17 protein-coding genes and 1 pseudogene are annotated in these 16,484 nt (G+C 61.5%); 9 read left to right on the top strand and 9 right to left on the bottom strand.

Translation table 11 applies throughout. From position 1 onward, the window contains the following. Positions 1-269: 269 nt before the first annotated feature. Positions 270-1,478, top strand: coding sequence for an ammonium transporter (locus FIV38_RS22950; RefSeq protein WP_092235278.1), 1,209 nt, complete (start codon positions 270-272; stop codon positions 1,476-1,478). On the opposite strand, the gene FIV38_RS22955 is transcribed toward FIV38_RS22950, so the two are convergent. Next, positions 1,465-3,195, bottom strand: a complete 1,731-nt coding sequence (locus FIV38_RS22955) for a cation:proton antiporter (RefSeq protein WP_029298083.1) — start codon at positions 3,193-3,195, stop codon at positions 1,465-1,467. The genes FIV38_RS22950 and FIV38_RS22955 overlap by 14 nt on opposite strands. Positions 3,196-3,349: 154 nt before the next feature. Between FIV38_RS22955 and FIV38_RS22960 the strand changes: the two genes are divergently transcribed. From FIV38_RS22960 to FIV38_RS22970, 3 genes are all read left to right on the top strand, one after another. Next, positions 3,350-3,586, top strand: a complete 237-nt coding sequence (locus FIV38_RS22960) for a glutaredoxin family protein (RefSeq protein WP_029298085.1) — start codon at positions 3,350-3,352, stop codon at positions 3,584-3,586. 74 nt (positions 3,587-3,660) lie between these two features. Then, entirely contained in the window at positions 3,661-3,996 is a 336-nt protein-coding gene (locus FIV38_RS22965) for a hypothetical protein (protein ID WP_029298086.1), read from the top strand. A 50-nt stretch (positions 3,997-4,046) separates the two neighbouring features. Beyond that, entirely contained in the window at positions 4,047-4,937 is an 891-nt protein-coding gene (locus FIV38_RS22970) for a pseudouridine synthase (protein ID WP_092235281.1), read from the top strand. Positions 4,938-5,005: 68 nt separating this feature from the next. Here FIV38_RS22970 and FIV38_RS22975 read toward each other — a convergent pair whose 3' ends face one another. Both FIV38_RS22975 and mobA read right to left on the bottom strand, forming a co-directional pair. Then, positions 5,006-5,227 carry a YgdI/YgdR family lipoprotein gene (locus FIV38_RS22975; RefSeq protein WP_029298091.1) on the bottom strand — a complete coding sequence of 74 codons (222 nt, stop codon included), beginning with the start codon at positions 5,225-5,227 and terminating at the stop codon, positions 5,006-5,008. A gap of 80 nt (positions 5,228-5,307) precedes the next feature. Next, entirely contained in the window at positions 5,308-5,910 is a 603-nt protein-coding gene (gene mobA / locus FIV38_RS22980) for a molybdenum cofactor guanylyltransferase MobA (protein ID WP_029298093.1), read from the bottom strand. A 76-nt stretch (positions 5,911-5,986) separates the two neighbouring features. Between mobA and moaB the strand changes: the two genes are divergently transcribed. The 3 genes and pseudogenes from moaB to yegS form a co-directional block, all read left to right on the top strand. Continuing rightward, positions 5,987-6,526, top strand: coding sequence for a molybdenum cofactor biosynthesis protein B (gene moaB, locus FIV38_RS22985; RefSeq protein ID WP_029298095.1), 540 nt, complete (start codon positions 5,987-5,989; stop codon positions 6,524-6,526). Continuing rightward, a complete protein-coding gene (locus tag FIV38_RS22990) occupies positions 6,510-7,736 on the top strand; it encodes a molybdopterin molybdotransferase MoeA (RefSeq protein WP_092235283.1) in 1,227 nt (408 codons plus the stop codon). Before moaB ends, FIV38_RS22990 begins: the two co-directional genes overlap by 17 nt. An 87-nt stretch (positions 7,737-7,823) precedes the next feature. Then, positions 7,824-8,748: pseudogene (gene yegS, locus FIV38_RS22995) on the top strand (lipid kinase YegS); the annotation flags it as partial. On the opposite strand, the gene FIV38_RS23000 reads toward yegS, so the two are convergent. From FIV38_RS23000 to FIV38_RS23010, 3 genes are all read right to left on the bottom strand, one after another. Next, on the bottom strand, positions 8,710-9,369 hold the full coding sequence (locus tag FIV38_RS23000; RefSeq protein ID WP_092237382.1) for a response regulator transcription factor: 660 nt from the start codon (positions 9,367-9,369) through the stop codon (positions 8,710-8,712). The pseudogene yegS and the gene FIV38_RS23000 sit on opposite strands and share 39 nt — an antisense overlap. Further along, on the bottom strand, positions 9,366-10,259 hold the full coding sequence (locus tag FIV38_RS23005) for a sensor histidine kinase (protein WP_029298101.1): 894 nt from the start codon (positions 10,257-10,259) through the stop codon (positions 9,366-9,368). Before FIV38_RS23005 ends, FIV38_RS23000 begins: the two co-directional genes overlap by 4 nt. A 335-nt stretch (positions 10,260-10,594) precedes the next feature. Continuing rightward, positions 10,595-11,044 (bottom strand): hypothetical protein, encoded by a 450-nt coding sequence (locus tag FIV38_RS23010; RefSeq protein ID WP_092235286.1) that lies wholly within the window; start codon positions 11,042-11,044, stop codon positions 10,595-10,597. 553 nt (positions 11,045-11,597) lie between these two features. On the opposite strand from FIV38_RS23010, the gene FIV38_RS23015 reads away from it, so the two are divergent. Together FIV38_RS23015 and FIV38_RS23020 are read left to right on the top strand one after the other, a co-directional pair. After that, positions 11,598-12,533: a chemotaxis protein CheV gene (locus tag FIV38_RS23015; RefSeq protein ID WP_029298105.1), complete on the top strand. Its 936-nt coding sequence runs from the start codon at positions 11,598-11,600 to the stop codon at positions 12,531-12,533. 111 nt (positions 12,534-12,644) lie between these two features. Further along, positions 12,645-13,451 (top strand): MOSC domain-containing protein, encoded by an 807-nt coding sequence (locus FIV38_RS23020; protein ID WP_092235289.1) that lies wholly within the window; start codon positions 12,645-12,647, stop codon positions 13,449-13,451. Between the two features lie 63 nt (positions 13,452-13,514). Here the strand turns inward: FIV38_RS23020 and ppnP are convergent, their stop codons facing one another. The 3 genes from ppnP to FIV38_RS23035 form a co-directional block, all read right to left on the bottom strand. Beyond that, on the bottom strand, positions 13,515-13,799 hold the full coding sequence (gene ppnP / locus FIV38_RS23025) for a pyrimidine/purine nucleoside phosphorylase (protein WP_029298108.1): 285 nt from the start codon (positions 13,797-13,799) through the stop codon (positions 13,515-13,517). A gap of 48 nt (positions 13,800-13,847) precedes the next feature. Then, positions 13,848-14,390, bottom strand: a complete 543-nt coding sequence (locus tag FIV38_RS23030; protein ID WP_029298111.1) for a 3'-5' exonuclease — start codon at positions 14,388-14,390, stop codon at positions 13,848-13,850. Between the two features lie 70 nt (positions 14,391-14,460). Next, a complete protein-coding gene (locus FIV38_RS23035) occupies positions 14,461-16,395 on the bottom strand; it encodes an acetyl/propionyl/methylcrotonyl-CoA carboxylase subunit alpha (protein ID WP_092235292.1) in 1,935 nt (644 codons plus the stop codon). Between the last annotated feature and the right edge of the window lie 89 nt (positions 16,396-16,484).

The raw sequence follows: 16,484 nt of genomic DNA on the forward strand, positions 1-16,484 counted from the left end.
CTGGTACAGCTTTTGCTTTGCCTTGGTGCGCCAGCCGCAAGGCTTGCGCGCAATGTGGGCGGTTTCGGCCAAAGCCTTGAAAAACCTTACCCTAAATCACTAAAACCCGTGGAAAAACCCGCAAGTCACTGCCTTATTCAATCGTCATTGCGCCAAAGCGGCTCATACCCTCTGAGAAGGGTAGAGCACCCGGTGCCAATTTAGTGCGCGATCATCGGGCAATGACCTGCTTTGGTGCTTTTTCCTGAACTGCAGGCCTGCCAATCCCCATGGAAAATGTGCAAAGCGCGGTGGACACCCTGGTCCACAGCTCCAATACGCTGTTTATTCTGATCGGCGCAGTGATGGTCCTGGCGATGCATGCCGGCTTCGCGTTCCTGGAAGTCGGGACGGTGCGGCAGAAGAACCAAGTCAACGCATTGTCGAAAATCCTCAGTGATTTTGCAGTGTCGACCCTGGCCTATTTCTTTATAGGCTATTGGATCTCCTATGGGGTCAGCTTTATGCAGCCGGCCGCGGTGCTCAGTGCCGACCACGGTTATGGGCTGGTGAAGTTCTTTTTCCTGCTGACCTTCGCCGCCGCCATCCCGGCGATCATCTCCGGCGGCATTGCCGAGCGTGCACGTTTTGTTCCTCAGTTGTGCGCCACGGCGTTGATCGTGGCGTTTATCTACCCGTTTTTCGAGGGCATGGTGTGGAATGGCAACTTCGGTCTGCAAGCCTGGTTGCTGGTGACTTTTGGCGCAGCATTCCATGACTTTGCCGGCTCCGTGGTGGTCCATGCCATGGGCGGCTGGCTGGCGCTGGCGGCGGTGTTGCTGCTGGGCCCGCGCCAGGGCCGTTATCGCGATGGGCGCCTGGTGGCGTTCGCGCCTTCGAGCATTCCGTTCCTGGCGCTGGGCTCGTGGATATTGATCGTCGGCTGGTTCGGCTTCAACGTGATGAGCGCGCAGACCCTGTCCGGGGTGAGCGGCCTGGTGGCGGTCAACTCGCTGATGGCCATGGTCGGCGGTACGGTGGCGGCGCTGGTGATTGGGCGTAACGACCCGGGCTTCTTGCACAATGGTCCGCTGGCAGGGCTGGTGGCGATTTGCGCGGGTTCCGACCTGATGCACCCGGTCGGCGCATTGGTTACCGGTGTGGTGGCCGGTGGCTTGTTCGTCTGGTGCTTTATCGCCGCCCAGGCTCGTTGGAAGATCGATGATGTGCTGGGTGTGTGGCCGCTGCATGGCCTGTGCGGTGTGTGGGGCGGGATTGCCTGCGGGATCTTCGGCCAGAGTGCCTTGGGTGGGCTGGGCGGTGTGAGCCTGATCAGCCAGTTGATCGGTACCGCCCTGGGGGTGGTGGTGGCCCTGGCTGGCGGGTTGTTGGTGTACGGGGTGCTCAAGCGCCTTTTCGGCCTGCGCTTGAGCCAGGAAGAGGAGTACTACGGTGCGGACTTGTCGATCCATAAGATCGGCGCAGTCAGTCAGGATTGATCGGGGCTTCACGGGTGTCGTCCGTGTGCGGGTAGAAACCGTGGAGCAAGCGGTAGCGATTGCGCCGCACCTCGTCGACCCGGTCGCGTACCTGCTGGTCTGGCAGGCCGAGCATGATCATTGCGTGCGACGCGAGCATCAGGCTCGACTCCAGCAGCTCCGGCACCACTTCACTGGCGCCGGCGGCTTTCAGTTCAGTCAACTGGCTGTCGTCGCGGGTGCGCACCAGGATCGGCACTTTATGGTTGATTCGCCGTGCCTCCTTGAGCACTGTCAGGGCCACGTCGCTGTTGTCCACGGCAATCACCACCAGGCGCGCGCGTTCCAGGCCAACGGCGCTGAGCAGGGCGCCGCGCCGGCAATCACCATAATGCACGCTGCTGTCCTCGGTAGCGGCTTCCTGCACGCGCTCGGGGTTATCGTCCAAGGCAATGAACGCCTGTTGTTCACGGCGCAGGAAGCGCCCGATGGATTGACCGACCCGGCCATAGCCGCAGATCACTACATGCCCGCGTAACTCTGCGTTAAGCGCGGTGATAGCTTCCAGTTGCACTTGCTGGTTGGGTTTGCGATGCAGGCGCAGCGCGATAGCGGGTGCAGCCCGCAATAGCAGGGGCGTGAGCAGCATGGAGCAGAAAGTGGCTGCCAGCAGCAGGCTGCTGATTTCGCCTGGCAGCATATTGCTCAGTTGCATCTGTGCCATCAGTGCAAAGCAGAACTCGCCGCCCTGGGCCAGGGCCAGGCCGCTGCGCCAGGCGGTTTCGCTATCGCTGCCGCGTAGCTTGACCAGGGCGGCTACGACGCAGCCCTTGATCAACATCAGCGCCAGGGTCAGCCCGAGGATCTGCAAGCTGTGACTGACGAACAACTGCAGGTCGATCAGCATGCCGATACTGACAAAAAACAGCCCCAGCAGGATGTCGCGAAATGGTCGGATATCGGCTTCGATCTGGTGCCGGTAGTGGCTTTCACCTAGCAGCATCCCCGCCAGGAACGCGCCGAGGGCCGGCGACAGGCCCAGCAAGTGCGTGAGCCAGGCGGTGAGCAAGACGATCACCAGGGCCAGGAGCACGAACAGTTCCGCCGAATGGGAGGCGGCCACTTCGTGGAACAGGCGCGGCAGCAGCCAGCGGCTGGCGAGCAGCAGGCCGAGGAACAACACCACGGTCTTGCCCAGGGTCAGGGGCAGGGCCCAGTACCAGGCCTGCTCGCTGCTGCCGGCAAATACCGGGACCAGGGTCAGCAGCAGCACCGCGACCACATCCTGGAACAACAGCACGCCAATCGCGTTCTGCCCATGGCTGCTGAAAATCTCCCCCAGGCTGGTCAACTCCTTACTCACAATGGCGGTGGATGACAGTGCCAGCCCGGCCCCCAGCAGCAACGCGGCGACTGGCGACATGCCCATCAGTAGCAGCAAGGCCCCCAGCAATACGCCGCAGCACAACACTTGCAGACTGCCAAGACCAAACACCACCCGACGCAGGGTGAGCATCTTGGACAGGGAAAACTCCAGGCCCAGGGAAAACAGCAGGAACACCACTCCCAGTTCGGCGAGGTCGGGCAGGTCTTCGCTGTCATTGACCCAATCCAGGGCCGTTGGCCCCACGGCCAGGCCCACGCACAGGTAGCCGAGCACCGGCGGCAGTTGCAGGCGGCGGAACAGTGCAATGACGACCAGGGATGAGGCAAGAATGATCAGCAGGTTGGCAAACACAGACATCTCCGTCGGGGTGTTGCAGGAAAAAAGCCGCGAGAATCGCTGAATCAGTTATAGGCCATGGTGATCTGGATCAGGTCTTTGTCATGACTCGACGAGGTTTTTCGTGGGGCCTAGAATGAGTACCTGTTTCTTATCGGGTCTGTAAGTCATGCCTCCTGAATGCCAGTTGTTCGGCACCCTGGGCTGCCATCTGTGTGAGCTTGCCGAAGCTGAAATCATGCCGTTGGTCGAACACGGGCTGTTGGTCGAGTTGGTGGATATCGCTGATTCGCAAGCGCTGTTCGAAGCCTATGGCCTAAGCATTCCGGTGCTGCGCCGGGTTGATACCGGCGCGGAACTGGGCTGGCCGTTCGACACTGAACAGGTGGTTGCCTTTCTAATCTAGCGCCAACCCATGGCAGGTTGCTGATTATTCGGTTACTGTATGTTTGTACAGCGATTGAGTGAGAGGGAACACCCGTGGTGAATGTTGAACAATTGAAAAGCAGCGTCAACCGCATGTCCGTCGATATCGTGCGTGATGCTGTGAATGAGCTGCGGCTCGATGGCCTGGTCACGGAAGGCAAGACGCCGTTCAACAAAGTGCATTTCAATACCTGCTTTGCCGAAATCGAAGCGTTGTTCCAGCGCGCCGGTTATCACAAGCAGTTGGACGTGGTGGGATACCAGGGCCTGTTGTATGCGTTGTACGACCCTGGCCGCTGGGAGGCGGTGGACGTACTGCGCTGGCTCAAGGAGTTCACCGAGGCTGCCAGTGCCTCGCCGGTGCTGCGGGCCGAATTGGTCAGGGCTTGAGCTTCTGGGGGATAATGCCCCCTTAGTCTTTCCAGGCCTTGAGCGTACGCATGTCCGATACCGGTTTTTCCGCTGCCCAGAACCAAGCCAGTACGCTGTACCTGCCGCCTGGCACCTGGGCGACGGTGCTCGATTGCCTGTGCGAGCACTTTCGCGCCATTGGCCGCGAGCAGTGGCTGGACCGTATCGCCCGTGGCCGGGTGCTGGATGGCAATGGCCAGCCCATCGGCGTGGACCTGGCCTACAAGGAAGGTTTGCGCATCCACTACTTTCGCGAAGTGCCGGATGAAAAACCGATTCCGGTGCATGAGACCATCCTGTACGCCGATGAGCATCTGGTGGTGGCCGACAAGCCGCACTTCCTGCCAGTGACCCCTGCCGGCGAGTATGTCGAGCAGACATTGCTGCGCCGCCTGATCCGCCGCCTGGACAACCCGTCCCTGGTGCCGCTGCATCGTATTGATCGCCACACCGCTGGGCTGGTGCTGTTCTCTGCCAACCCGCAAAGCCGCTCGGCGTATCAACAACTGTTCCCCACCCGCCGGATCGATAAATTCTACGAAGCCATTGCGCCGGCCTTGCCTGCACTGACATTTCCGCTGGTGCACAAGAGCCGCCTGGTGGAGGGCGAACCGTTCTTTCGCATGCAGGAAGGACCTGGTGTGAGCAACACGGAAACCGCAGTGCAGGTTCGCGAAAAAAACGGCGACCTGTGGCGTTATGGCCTGTTTCCGGTGACGGGCAAGAAGCATCAACTGCGCGTGCATATGACGGCGTTGGGCGCGAGCATCTGTAATGACCCGTTTTACCCCGAGGTCATCAAGGATGCCGTGGATGATTATGCCAACCCGCTCAAGTTGCTGGCCCAGGGCGTACGGTTTATCGACCCGGTGACGGGCGAGGAGCGCAGTTTCAGCAGTAGGATCGTGCTTGAGTGGTGATGTTTCCCACACCCCAGATACAACAAAGCCCGCTCAAAAGCGGGCTTCGTCGTATCTGGCGTTAAGACTTACAGGTCTTTAACGGTGCGAACCTGATCCTTGTTGATGCGGGTACGCTTGCCATCCAGTTGTTCGAATTCGTAGAAGCCCGAATCCTGATCGAATTTAGGGGTGTCGACAGCCTGGATTTCGCGACCGTCATTCAGGGTGATCACTGTTGGCGAGGCGCAACCGGCGAGGGTAGCAAGGCCCAGTGCAAGCATGAGAGCGGCGATGGTCCGTTGGGTCATGAGTCTTCTCCGAGAGTAATGCTGTGTTGAGTTCTGACCTTGTGACGTATGCAACGTCGGCAAAGTTCCTTGTATAGCGCTCATTCTGACACGCCGGGGCGTGGGTGCAACAACTCTGGTGTATTGAGGTTGGCCAGGCGCGGGTCATTTTCTGCGCAGTCGAGCGCCTGGGCCCCCAATTTCAGGAGGATCTGGCGCGGGCTGCGCTCTGCAGCCCGCCAGGCATCTTCCACTGCGTCGCGCAGGCGCGTCGGTATGACGCAGAGCAGAGGTTCCCAGAATGCGCCATGACGGATCATCACCGGCACCTGTGGGTGTTGGCGGGCGGTTTCGAGTAGGTCTGCCAGCAACTGCCCGTCGATGTGCGGCACATCACAGGGCAATACCAATAGGTGTTCATGGCGCGCGGCGGCCAGCCCGGCACGGATGCCGGCCAAGGGGCCCGGGAAGTCCGGACTGTCGTCGCTAACCAACTGGTCGCCATAGGTGGCGTACTGCGCCTGGTTGCGGTTGCAGGAGATGATCAGGTCGTCGGTCAACGCTCGCACCCGCTGATGCAGGTGGGCAATCAGCGGTTGTCCGTGCCAGTCGAGCAGGCCCTTGTCCAGCCCGCCCATGCGCTGGCCGCGACCGCCGGCCAGCAATAGGATGGAGCAGGGCAGGGGCGAAGAATTGAGTGGCATGACGGCTCCGCAGCGGCAGTGAAATAGGGGGCTGTGATATAACATCGGGCTGTTCCTTCGACAACCGGACCGAGCCATGAAAGCCAAGGCTGATGCGCCTTTCGTACCTCTTAACATCGCTGTACTGACCGTCAGCGACACCCGTACCCTGGAGACCGACACCTCCGGGCAGGTATTCGTTGACCGCCTGCTTGCGGCCGGCCATCGCCTGGCCGAACGGGTACTGCTCAAAGATGACCTCTACAAAATCCGTGCGCAAGTGGCGCACTGGATCGCCGAGGACGTGGTGCAAGTGGTGCTGATTACCGGTGGGACCGGCTTCACTGGCCGCGACAGCACCCCGGAAGCTGTCAGTTGCCTGCTGGACAAGCAAGTGGACGGGTTTGGCGAGCTGTTCCGGCAGATTTCGGTCGCCGATATCGGCACTTCCACTGTGCAGTCCCGCGCCTTGGCCGGCCTGGCCAATGGCACCCTGGTGTGTTGCCTGCCGGGTTCCACCAATGCAGTGCGTACCGGTTGGGATGGGATCCTTGCTGAGCAATTGGATGCCCGTCACCGCCCGTGCAATTTCGTGCCGCACCTCAAGCTGGCCGAACCGTGTGAATCCCGTGGGTAAGCCGGGTAAAACCGGTGCGTTGATGCCGGTAGAAGAAGCACTCGAGCGCCTGTTGAGCATGGCTGAGGCCGCACCAATCCGTGAGCAGGAACACCTGCCATTGGCCGAGTGCGACGGCCGCGTGTTGGCCGAGGCGCTGGTGTCCACCCTCGACCTGCCGCCCTGGCCCAACAGTGCCATGGATGGCTACGCCTTGCGTACGGCCGACTGGACGGGTGAGCCGCTGGTGGTGAGCCAGCGCATTTTCGCCGGCCAGGCCCCCGAGCCTTTGACGGCGGGAACCTGTGCGCGGATCTTCACCGGTGCCCCGGTACCTGAAGGCGCCGACTGCGTCGAAATGCAGGAAAATGCCGAGGTGCAATCCGATCAGCGCGTGAGCTTTACCCAGGCGCTGCACGTAGGGCAAAACATTCGGCCCAAGGGTCAGGAAACCACGGTCGGCGAAGAAGTCCTGGCAGCCGGTACGCGGCTCGGCCCGATTGAGCTGGGCCTGGCGGCCTCGCTGGGGCGCGATCGCCTGGAGGTGGTGCGGCGCGTGCGTGTGGCAGTGCTGTCCACCGGCGACGAGTTGATCGAACCGGGCCTGCCCCTGGGGCCGGGGCAAATCTACAACAGCAACCGGCGGGTGTTGTGCAGTTGGTTGCAACGCCTGGGCTGCGAGGTAATCGACGCCGGTATCTTGCCCGATGACCTGGAATTGACCCGTAGCCGCCTGGGGGCACTGGGTTCGGTGGACCTGATCCTGTCCACCGGTGGTGTTTCGGTGGGGGAAGCCGACTTCCTCGGGATCGCACTACGTGAGGAGGGCGAGCTGGCCTTGTGGAAGCTGGCGATCAAGCCTGGCAAACCCCTGACATTCGGCCACTTCCGTGGGGTGCCGGTGATCGGCCTACCGGGGAATCCGGCGTCCACCCTGGTCACGTTCGCCCTGCTGGCACGGCCCTACCTGCTGCGCCGCCAAGGTGTCGAAGCGGTGCAGCCCCTGCGTTTCGAGGTCCCGGTGGGGTTCGTCTGGGCCAAGCCTGGCAACCGCCGCGAATACCTGCGCGGGCGCCTGGAGCACGGGCGGGCGGTGATTTACCAGAATCAAAGCTCCGGCGTATTGCGCAGTGCCGCCTGGGCCGAGGGCTTGGTGGAAGTCCTGGAGGGCACCACCCTGGCGATCGGCGACCGGGTGAACTTCATTGCGTTGAGTGAACTGTTGGGCTGAAGAATTAATTTACAGCCCAATGGCTTTTTTCTGACTGCCGAAGGTCAACATCCCTCAGGTACCCTCCAACGATAGGAGCTTCACTCCATGAGCAAACCCAAGGCACTGCTGATTCTGCACGGCAAGCAAGCCCTCAACGAAGACGTGCGGGCAGCAGTGCAAGGCAAGCGCGAGCAGGGGTGGGAGTTGGCGGTGCGCGTCACCTGGGAGGGCGGCGATGCCCAGCGCCTGGTGGGTGAGGCCCTGGAGGCCGGCTACACACGCCTGATTGCGGGCGGCGGCGATGGTACCTTGCGCGACGTGGCAGAGGCCATGGCCCGGTCGAACACCGATGCCAGCCTGGTGCTGATGCCCCTGGGTACCGCCAATGACTTCGCCCGTGCAGCCGGTGTACCGCTGGAGCCGCGTCTGGCCCTGGAGCTGTTGGATACTGCGCCGCGGGCCATCGATCTGGGGGAGGTTGGCGGGCAGGTTTTCCTCAATATGGCCACTGGTGGTTTTGGCAGCCAGGTCACGGCCAATACTTCCGAAGACCTGAAAAAGGTGTTGGGCGGCGCTGCCTATCTGTTCACCGGCCTGTCGCGGTTCAGCGAACTGCGGGCGGCCTATGGGGAGCTGGTGGGCCCGGACTTTCACTGGCGTGGCGAGTTGCTGGCCTTGGGCATTGGCAACGGTCGCCAGGCTGGGGGCGGGCATGAGCTGTGTCCGGGCGCCCTGGCCGATGATGGCCTGCTGGATATCAGCATCTTGCCCGCGCCCCAGGAAGTGGTCGGTACCCTGCGTAGCCTGATGACCGACGGCTGGGGCCTGGACAACATGTTTGTGCGGGCGCGCCTGCCGTGGGTGGAGATCAAGGTGGCCGAAGGGCTGGCGATCAACCTCGATGGCGAGCCGCTCAAGGGCGATGACTTGCGTTTTTGCGCGTTGCCCAAGGCTTTGCAGGTGCACTTGCCGGTGGATTCGCCGTTACTGGCTAATCGTCCAGGCTGATGATCTGCTCGCGCACCGCAAACAGCACCAGGCCGGCGACATCGAAAATCTGCAGGCGCTTCATGATTTGCGAGCGGTGAGCTTCCACGGTCTTGATGCTCAGGCCCAGGCCATGGGCGATCTCCCGGGTCGATTTGCCGCGCACGATCAGGCGCAGGATTTCCAGTTGGCGTGCCGTCAGGTTGTGGCGTTGCGCCGGCGGGGCCGGGTGGGACTGGCTGTGGATCAGGGCCTGGTTGATCACCGTGTGGGCGATGGCCGGGCTCAGGTAGCGTTCGTTGTTGCGCAGCGCCAGCAACGCATGTTCCAGCTCATTGGCGGTGGTGTCCTTGAGCAGGTAGCCGTGGGCACCTGCCTCCAGGGCACGCATGATCAATTGCGGATCGGTGTGCATCGACAGGATCAGCACTTTGCTCTTGGGGTAGGCGTGCTTGAGCTGTTGCAATGCATCCAGGCCGCTGGTGTGCTTCATCGACAGGTCCAGCAGGACGATGTCGGGCTGCAGGGCGGTAAATTGTGTCAGCACTTGCGCGCCATCGGTGGCTTCCCCAATCACGGCATAGCCGGGGATATCCAGGATCAGTGCGCGTACGCCGGCGCGGATCAATGCGTGGTCATCTACCAGGAGTAAATTGCAGGTCACTCTAGAACCTTAGGGGGACTGGCCCGTTCGAGGGTGCGGGGCGCCCAGGGGAACAGCGCTTCGATCCGCGTGCCGAGGCCCGGTTGGCTCCTGACGGACAACCTACCGCCCAATTGATCAATGCGTTCGGACATACCAGCCATGCCCCGTTGGCCTTCCAGGCCCGGGTCGGTGGCGGGCAGGAATCCCTGGCCGTCATCGCTGATATACAGGGATAGCCCCTGAGGCAAGCGTTGCAGGCGTACCAGCAGGTTGCGCGCCTGGGCATGACGCAACATGTTGGTCACGGCCTCCTGGGTGATACGAAAGGCCGCGACCGCCATCTCTTCCGGAATCCCGGTCAGGCGTTGCTGGCATTCCAGGCTCCAGTGCACCGGGGTGTTTTCCAGGGTCTTGAGCAGGTGCGCACGCAGGCTCGCTTCCAGGCCCAGGCTGGTCAGTTGCCGGGGGTTGAGAATGGCCGATACGTCGCGCACCTTGGCCAGGGTTTCGTTGAGGGTGTTGCACAGTACGTTGCATTGCTCCTGCAAGTCGGCCGGCAGGCGGCGCTGCAGCCAGTCGCTTTGCAGTTTGGCGGCGGTCAGCAATTGGCCGATATCGTCGTGCAGTTCGCGGCTGAGGCGATGACGCTCGTTTTCCTGGACCTGCAGCAGGCGGTCGGCCAATTCCTGGGGTTGGAACTTGATGGACTTGCGCGAGCGCCAACGCTGCAGGCCCGCAGCGGCGAGGGCGGCGAGGTTGAGCACGAGCAAAAAGATCGGCAGCGGCGCTTCGTGGGCATACACCCAAAGGCTGACCAGCGTCGCGCACAGGCACAGGCCAAGCGTGACCCAACGGGTATTGCCCGGGGAGACGAACCTGGTGATAAGTGACTTGGGGCTGGCGTACATAGCAGATGGAGCCGATGGAGGTTCGCTGCGGGTAGACCGGTCATGACCGCCGACCGGGCTCTGTTTGGAAAACGATTGGGTTTGGTGTTGGTTCGAGGTGCTTCTCGGGTGTTATTACATCATCACGGTCAGCCACTTCGAACGTGCTAATGGTACCACCAACAATTACCGTTGGTCGCCTGGTGCAGTGCTTAGTTCAGCGGGTCTAGTTGTACTGTTAATCAAGTTTTGCATCGTTATTACCAATACTGGCTTATTGATAGTTGGCTGGCTAAATACCTGCCGGGGTATTAGTTGGGCGCGCGTCCGTGGCTTGGATTAACCGAGCGCCAGGTTCAGGAGGCGTGGGGCATGGAGTGGCGATAATGAGCGCCAGCATCCTTCTGTGGGATCTGCTGGGCAACGGTTTCAATCAACGTGGTTTGCTCAGCGTCATCCAGGCTGAGTTTGCCGGTCTTGATATCGATCAGTTCCAGTTGCCAGGCCAGCAGCGTCAGGCAGTCGTGCAGGGCGGCGAGTGCCACATCGTGGAGTTGCATCGGGCTTTGGGCGTTGCAGATCAGGTCCTGGATATGCCGGGAAAAGTTGCCAATGGCGGGCAGTGCCATGGCGTCGGCCTTTTCGGCCAGTTTGACCAGGCTGTTTTTCATGCAGTCGATGGCATCGTTATCGTTGCGGATCAAATGCAGGTGAGTCAGGCATTCCTCCGACTTGGCCAGCAGCATTTCTGCCTCCAGGAGGAACTCGGGAAGTGCGTCTTGCCACTCTTTACCGTCGTTCATCATGAAAGTCTCCACAACATACGGTCAGATAATGAGACGCCCCACCGGGGCAACGGCTTCAAACTAGCGCCGAAATATGACCGAAGTCTGTAGTTCGTTTCTGAATTTTGAGTAGTACTTTTATTTGAATGATCAGCGTCGCGACTGCTGGTGCTGCTTGCAGTGGAAACAACCAGAGGCGTTCGCATTACTTCGATTGCCCAGGTGTTAATGCCTGGAAGGCCCTTGGGCCGTGGGCTTGCGATAGCAAACAAAAGCCTGACTCCATTCATGCAATGAGAATGGCGTCACATTAATGGCTATTGGATATCGCGAATATCAGGTTGGACCTGATTGCGACTAGGGGAATCCCTTACATGGCTGAACCTTGTGACCGTTTGAGGGTCCCGGCGCGTTGCCAGACCACCGGACAGTAAGGTGAAACCAGTAAAGCATGATGTCAGTGTGACATCAATGCATTTGCGTGGCATTTTAGCGAGGGTCAAGGTCTGGCGCGAGCTGCCGATAACCTTCTCCAGTAAGCAGCGATTCTTTTCAGCACACCCAGGAGTCTTCAATGGCTGGCATTCTCGACACGGTAGATCAACGCACGCAATTGGTGGGTGAGAATCGCCTGGAGATCCTCATGTTTCGCCTGGCCGGGCGCCAGTTGTTCGCGATCAACGTGTTCAAGGTGCAAGAAGTCCTGCAGTTGCCCAAGCTGACCCTGATGCCCCAGCGCCACCCGTTTGTGTGTGGCGTGGTCAACCTGCGTGGCCAGACCCTGCCGGTGATCGACCTGTCCCAGGCCATCGGCATGCGTCCGCTGGTACCGGGGCCCAACAGCACCATTATCGTTACCGAGTACAACCGTTCGGTACAGGCCTTCCTCGTGGGGGGTGTCGACCGCATCGTCAACATGACCTGGGAGTCGATCCTGCCGCCGCCGGCCAGCGCCGGCCGCCAGCACTACCTCACGGCCATCAGCAAGGTGGATGAGCAGTTGGTCGAAATCATCGACGTGGAAAAAGTCCTCGCCGAGATCGTGCCCTACAACGCCAAGGTCTCCCGGGAAAAACTCGAGGACCCGGTCCTCGAGCGTGCCCGTGGCCGCGAAGTGTTGCTGGTAGATGACTCCAATGTAGCCTTGTCGCAATTGCGCGACACCCTGGGGCAACTGGGGGTGAAGATGCATATCGCCAGTGACGGCCTCAAGGCCTTGAACATGCTCAAGGCCTGGGCGGACACCGGCGTGGTGATGACCGACAAGCTGTTGATGATCTTCACCGATGCCGAAATGCCCGAGATGGACGGCTACCGCCTGACCACCGAGATCCGCAACGACCCACGCCTGCGTGACCTCTATGTGGTGCTGCACACTTCGTTGTCCGGCAGCTTCAACGATTCGATGGTGAAAAAGGTCGGTTGCGACAACTTCCTTTCCAAATTCCAGCCCGACAAATTGGTGGACGTGGTGCGCCAGCGCCTGATGCTGGACGAAGTCCCGGCCTGATCCCCAGCCCCGTAGGAGCCGGCAAGCTGGCTCCTACAATGCATAGGGATATTTTGATTCTGGCCGCGCGCTCGTATAGGGTGACGTTTTTGTTCACAGGAACCCAGGCTCATGCTTCGTCTCAGCGCGTTGTATCGGTACCCCTTGAAGTCGGGCAAGGCAGAGACCTTGACCCATATCGGCCTGGACAAACTCGGGCTGGACGGGGATCGACGCTGGATGTTGGTGGATGAAGCCAGCGGGCGTTTCCTGACCCAGCGGGCGGTGGCGCAGATGAGTCAGCTGTCGGCACTCTGGAATGCCACCGGTGGCCTGACCTTGAGCGGTGCCGGCCGACCCACCCTGGACGTGGCGTTGCCCGGCGCTGACGCTGAGTTGCGCGGTGTCACCATTTGGCGCGACACCTTGCGGGTTCCCGATGCCGGCGATGAAGCTGCGCGCTGGGTCAGCGACTTTATCGGCAAGCCGACCCGGCTGGTGCAAGTGCCCCTGGAGCGTGCGCGTACCACGGCGGCCGGCTATGGCAAGGATGATGATCAGGTTGCGTTCGCTGACGGTTTCCCTTTGTTGCTGATCGGCCAGGCGTCCCTCGACGACCTGTCGCAGCGCATCGGCCGGCCCATGGAAATGCTGCGCTTTCGCCCCAATTTGGTGATTGAAGGCAGCGAGGCGTTTGCCGAGGATGGCTGGAAGCGCCTGCGCATTGGTGATGTGGAGTTTCGGGTGGTCAAGTCCTGCTCCCGCTGCATCCTCACCACCATCGACCCGGCGACCGGTGAGCGCAGCGCCGACCGCCAGCCGCTGGCGACCTTGGAAACCTACCGTAAAGAACCCGATGGCGTAATGTTCGGCCAGAACCTGGTCAATGACGGGGTTGGGCGCCTGGAAATCGGCATGCCAGTGACAATCCTGGAGTAAACCAGGCGCCACAAAAAATGCCCGTCTCACAGAGACGGGCATTTTTTTGCGCGGGGTAAAGGCTTAGCCGCGGTATTCGCACAGGTAGGCAGTGTCCACGGCCACCTTGAGTTGGAACTTGCTGTCGGCAGGCACATGGAACTGGCTGCCCGCAGCGAAGGTTTCCCAGCTGTCGCTGCCTGGCAGCTTGACGGTCAGTGCGCCCGAGACCACGTGCATGATTTCACGCTGGGCCGTGCCGAACTCGTATTCACCCGGGGCCATGACGCCGATGGTCGCTGGACCTTCAGTGGTACCGAAGGCGATCGACTTGACGGTGCCGTCGAAGTACTCATTGACTTTGAACATGGGTGATTCCTCGGAAAAAGGGCTAGGAAAGGTCGGCCAGTATGCCTTCTACACGGGCAAAATCAACGGCAGCAAACGCGCCGTATTACGCGCATCCTCCAGGGCCCGATGTTGCTGGCCGTTGAACTGCATACCCGCCAGTTGCAACGCGCCATTGAGCCCCAGGGGCTTGTCCAGGCGCCGGGCCTTGGCGAAGCGCTGCTTGAGGTTCACGTGGGGCGTCTGGCCCAGCACGCTGGCCAAGCCATGGCGCTGCCACTCCAGTTCCAGTTGCTGGCGGTCGTAGTCGCCCCAACTGGCCCAGCCTTCCAGGCGCGGATGGTGCTGGCCCAGCCAGCGTTCGAACAGCGGCCAGACCTCGGTCAAAGGCGCCGCGCTGTCGATACTGGCCTGGCTGATGTGCGTCAACTGGCGGCAGAACGGCGTCAGCAACGGCCGGCGCAAAGGCCGCACAAAGCGCTGGAAGTGGTCCAGTTCGCGGCCCTGGCGGTTGACCAGGGTCACGCCGATTTCGATGATTTCCATCTCCGACACGGGCCAGCCGCCCTCATCCGTTGTGGCTTCAAGATCAATAATCAGCCAATGAGGCATCGCAGGTTCCCGTACTCATCCCTTTCTGATGGGGATAGAGCGTAGCCAAGCCTGGTAGTTCCGCCCAGGGCTATTCGATCTGCAGCAATACCTGGCGATTGCGTACTTGATCGCCTGCGCTGACTTGAATGGCCTTGACCACCCCGTCGATACCCGCCTTGAGCGGGTGCTCCATTTTCATCGCTTCGAGCACCAGCAGCAGTTGGCCCTTGCGCACCTCATCGCCTTCGCTCACCTGCACCAGGGTAATCGCGCCGTCCATTGGCGCCTTGACCGTGCCACTGCTGGCCGGCGCCTCACGACTGGCCACGGTTTGCGTCTGGTTGTTCACGCACAGGCTGCTACCGGCGTCTAACAGCCAGAGCTGGGTGCCTTGCAGGTGATAGGCAAGCCGGCGCCGAACACCGTTGATGACCAGGCTGGCCCAGCGCCCGTCACTGCCTTGCAGGTGTATCGCGATGTCGCCGATTTGCAGGTGATCGTCCGCCACCACCCGCGCGCTGACCTCATGACACTGCTCCCCAACGCTCAGGCGATAGGTCCAGGGCACGCTGGCATTGTTGCGCCAGCTCGCCAGAGCAGGGCGATGCAGTGCCGCGCTGTGTCGATAGAACAGGGCGGCGGCCACTGCCAGTTGTTCATTGCTGATGGGAGGGCGGGCAATATCACTGAAGTGTTCGTCGATAAACCCGGTACTGAAATCCGCCGCGACAAACTGCGGGTGCCCGAGCAAGTCCACCAATAACCGCTGGTTACTGGGAACTCCCAGCAGCACACAGTCCTGCACCGCGCGCAGGAGCTTGCGCCGCGCCTCTTCGCGGGTAGCGCCATGGGCGATGATTTTGCCCAGCATTGGGTCGTAGAACGGGCTGATCCGCTGCGGGGCCTGCAAGCCATGGTCGACCCGCACCCCGGCGGCCGGTTCCCAGCGCAGCACCTCGCCGGTCTGGGGCAAGAAGCCCTGGGCCGGGTCTTCGGCGTACAGGCGCACCTCCATGGCATGCCCGGTCAGTGTCACTTGCTCCTGGCGCAACGGCAGGGGCTGGCCGGCGGCGACTTGCAGTTGCCAATCCACCAGGTCCAGGCCGGTGATCAGTTCGGTGACCGGGTGTTCCACCTGCAGGCGGGTGTTCATTTCCAGGAAGTAGAAACGCCCGCTCTGGTCCAGCAGGAACTCCACGGTGCCGGCGCCGACATACGCCACCGCGCGCCCGGCCTTGAGCGCCGCGTCGCCCATGGCCTGGCGCAACTCGGCGGTCATGACCGGGCAGGGCGCTTCTTCGATGACCTTCTGATGGCGGCGCTGCACCGAGCAATCACGTTCGCCCAGGTAGATCAGGTTGCCGTGGGCATCGCCGAACAGTTGGATCTCCACATGGCGCGGCGCGATAAGTGCCTGCTCCAGGATCAGTTCGTCACTGCCAAAGGCGTTCAGCGCCTCGGAGCGTGCGGTATGCAATTGCTCGAGCAGTTGCCCGGCCGCGTGCACCAGGCGCATGCCGCGTCCGCCACCGCCGGCACTGGCCTTGATCATCAGCGGGTAACCGATGCGCTCGGCTTCGCGTTGCAGGGTCGCGTCGTCTTGTGCGCTGCCCTGGTAGCCGGCAATGCATGGCACACCGGCGGCGAGCATGGCGATTTTCGACAGGCGCTTGCTGCCCATCAATTCGATGGCGTCGGCGCTGGGGCCGATAAACACCAGGCCGGCGGCGATGCAGGCCTTGGCGAACGCGGGGTTTTCCGAGAGAAAGCCGTAGCCGGGGTGGACCGCATCGGCACCGGTGAGGCGCGCGGCGTCGAGGATGGCCGGGATGTTCAGGTACGACTGCTGCACCGGGGCAGGGCCGATGTTCACCGCTTCGTCGGCCATTTGCACGTGCAAGGCGTTGGCGTCGGCTTCGCTATAGACGGCCACGGTGCGGTAGCCCAGGGCTTGGGCGGTGCGCTGGATACGGCAGGCGATTTCGCCACGGTTGGCGATCAGTATTTTATTGAAGCTGGGCATTGTGGGTCCCTGTCTGATTGGTTGCGCAGGTGTGGGCTTGTGTGGGAGCAGGCAAGCCAGCTCCTACAGGGAGTGGGGCGTTTTCAAGA

This window comes from Pseudomonas proteolytica (assembly GCF_007858275.1).
Taxonomy (GTDB): domain Bacteria; phylum Pseudomonadota; class Gammaproteobacteria; order Pseudomonadales; family Pseudomonadaceae; genus Aquipseudomonas; species Aquipseudomonas proteolytica.

Coding starts and splice junctions, on each gene's coding strand:
- FIV38_RS23010 (WP_092235286.1), bottom strand. CDS start 11,044: ATGATGAACGACGGTAAAGAGTGGCAAGACGCACTTCCCGAGTTCCTC.
- FIV38_RS22960 (WP_029298085.1), top strand. CDS start 3,350: ATGCCTCCTGAATGCCAGTTGTTCGGCACCCTGGGCTGCCATCTGTGT.
- FIV38_RS23030 (WP_029298111.1), bottom strand. CDS start 14,390: ATGCCTCATTGGCTGATTATTGATCTTGAAGCCACAACGGATGAGGGC.
- moaB (WP_029298095.1), top strand. CDS start 5,987: ATGAAAGCCAAGGCTGATGCGCCTTTCGTACCTCTTAACATCGCTGTA.
- FIV38_RS23005 (WP_029298101.1), bottom strand. CDS start 10,259: ATGTACGCCAGCCCCAAGTCACTTATCACCAGGTTCGTCTCCCCGGGC.
- FIV38_RS22950 (WP_092235278.1), top strand. CDS start 270: ATGGAAAATGTGCAAAGCGCGGTGGACACCCTGGTCCACAGCTCCAAT.
- mobA (WP_029298093.1), bottom strand. CDS start 5,910: ATGCCACTCAATTCTTCGCCCCTGCCCTGCTCCATCCTATTGCTGGCC.
- FIV38_RS23020 (WP_092235289.1), top strand. CDS start 12,645: ATGCTTCGTCTCAGCGCGTTGTATCGGTACCCCTTGAAGTCGGGCAAG.
- FIV38_RS22970 (WP_092235281.1), top strand. CDS start 4,047: ATGTCCGATACCGGTTTTTCCGCTGCCCAGAACCAAGCCAGTACGCTG.
- FIV38_RS23035 (WP_092235292.1), bottom strand. CDS start 16,395: ATGCCCAGCTTCAATAAAATACTGATCGCCAACCGTGGCGAAATCGCC.
- ppnP (WP_029298108.1), bottom strand. CDS start 13,799: ATGTTCAAAGTCAATGAGTACTTCGACGGCACCGTCAAGTCGATCGCC.
- FIV38_RS22975 (WP_029298091.1), bottom strand. CDS start 5,227: ATGACCCAACGGACCATCGCCGCTCTCATGCTTGCACTGGGCCTTGCT.
- FIV38_RS23015 (WP_029298105.1), top strand. CDS start 11,598: ATGGCTGGCATTCTCGACACGGTAGATCAACGCACGCAATTGGTGGGT.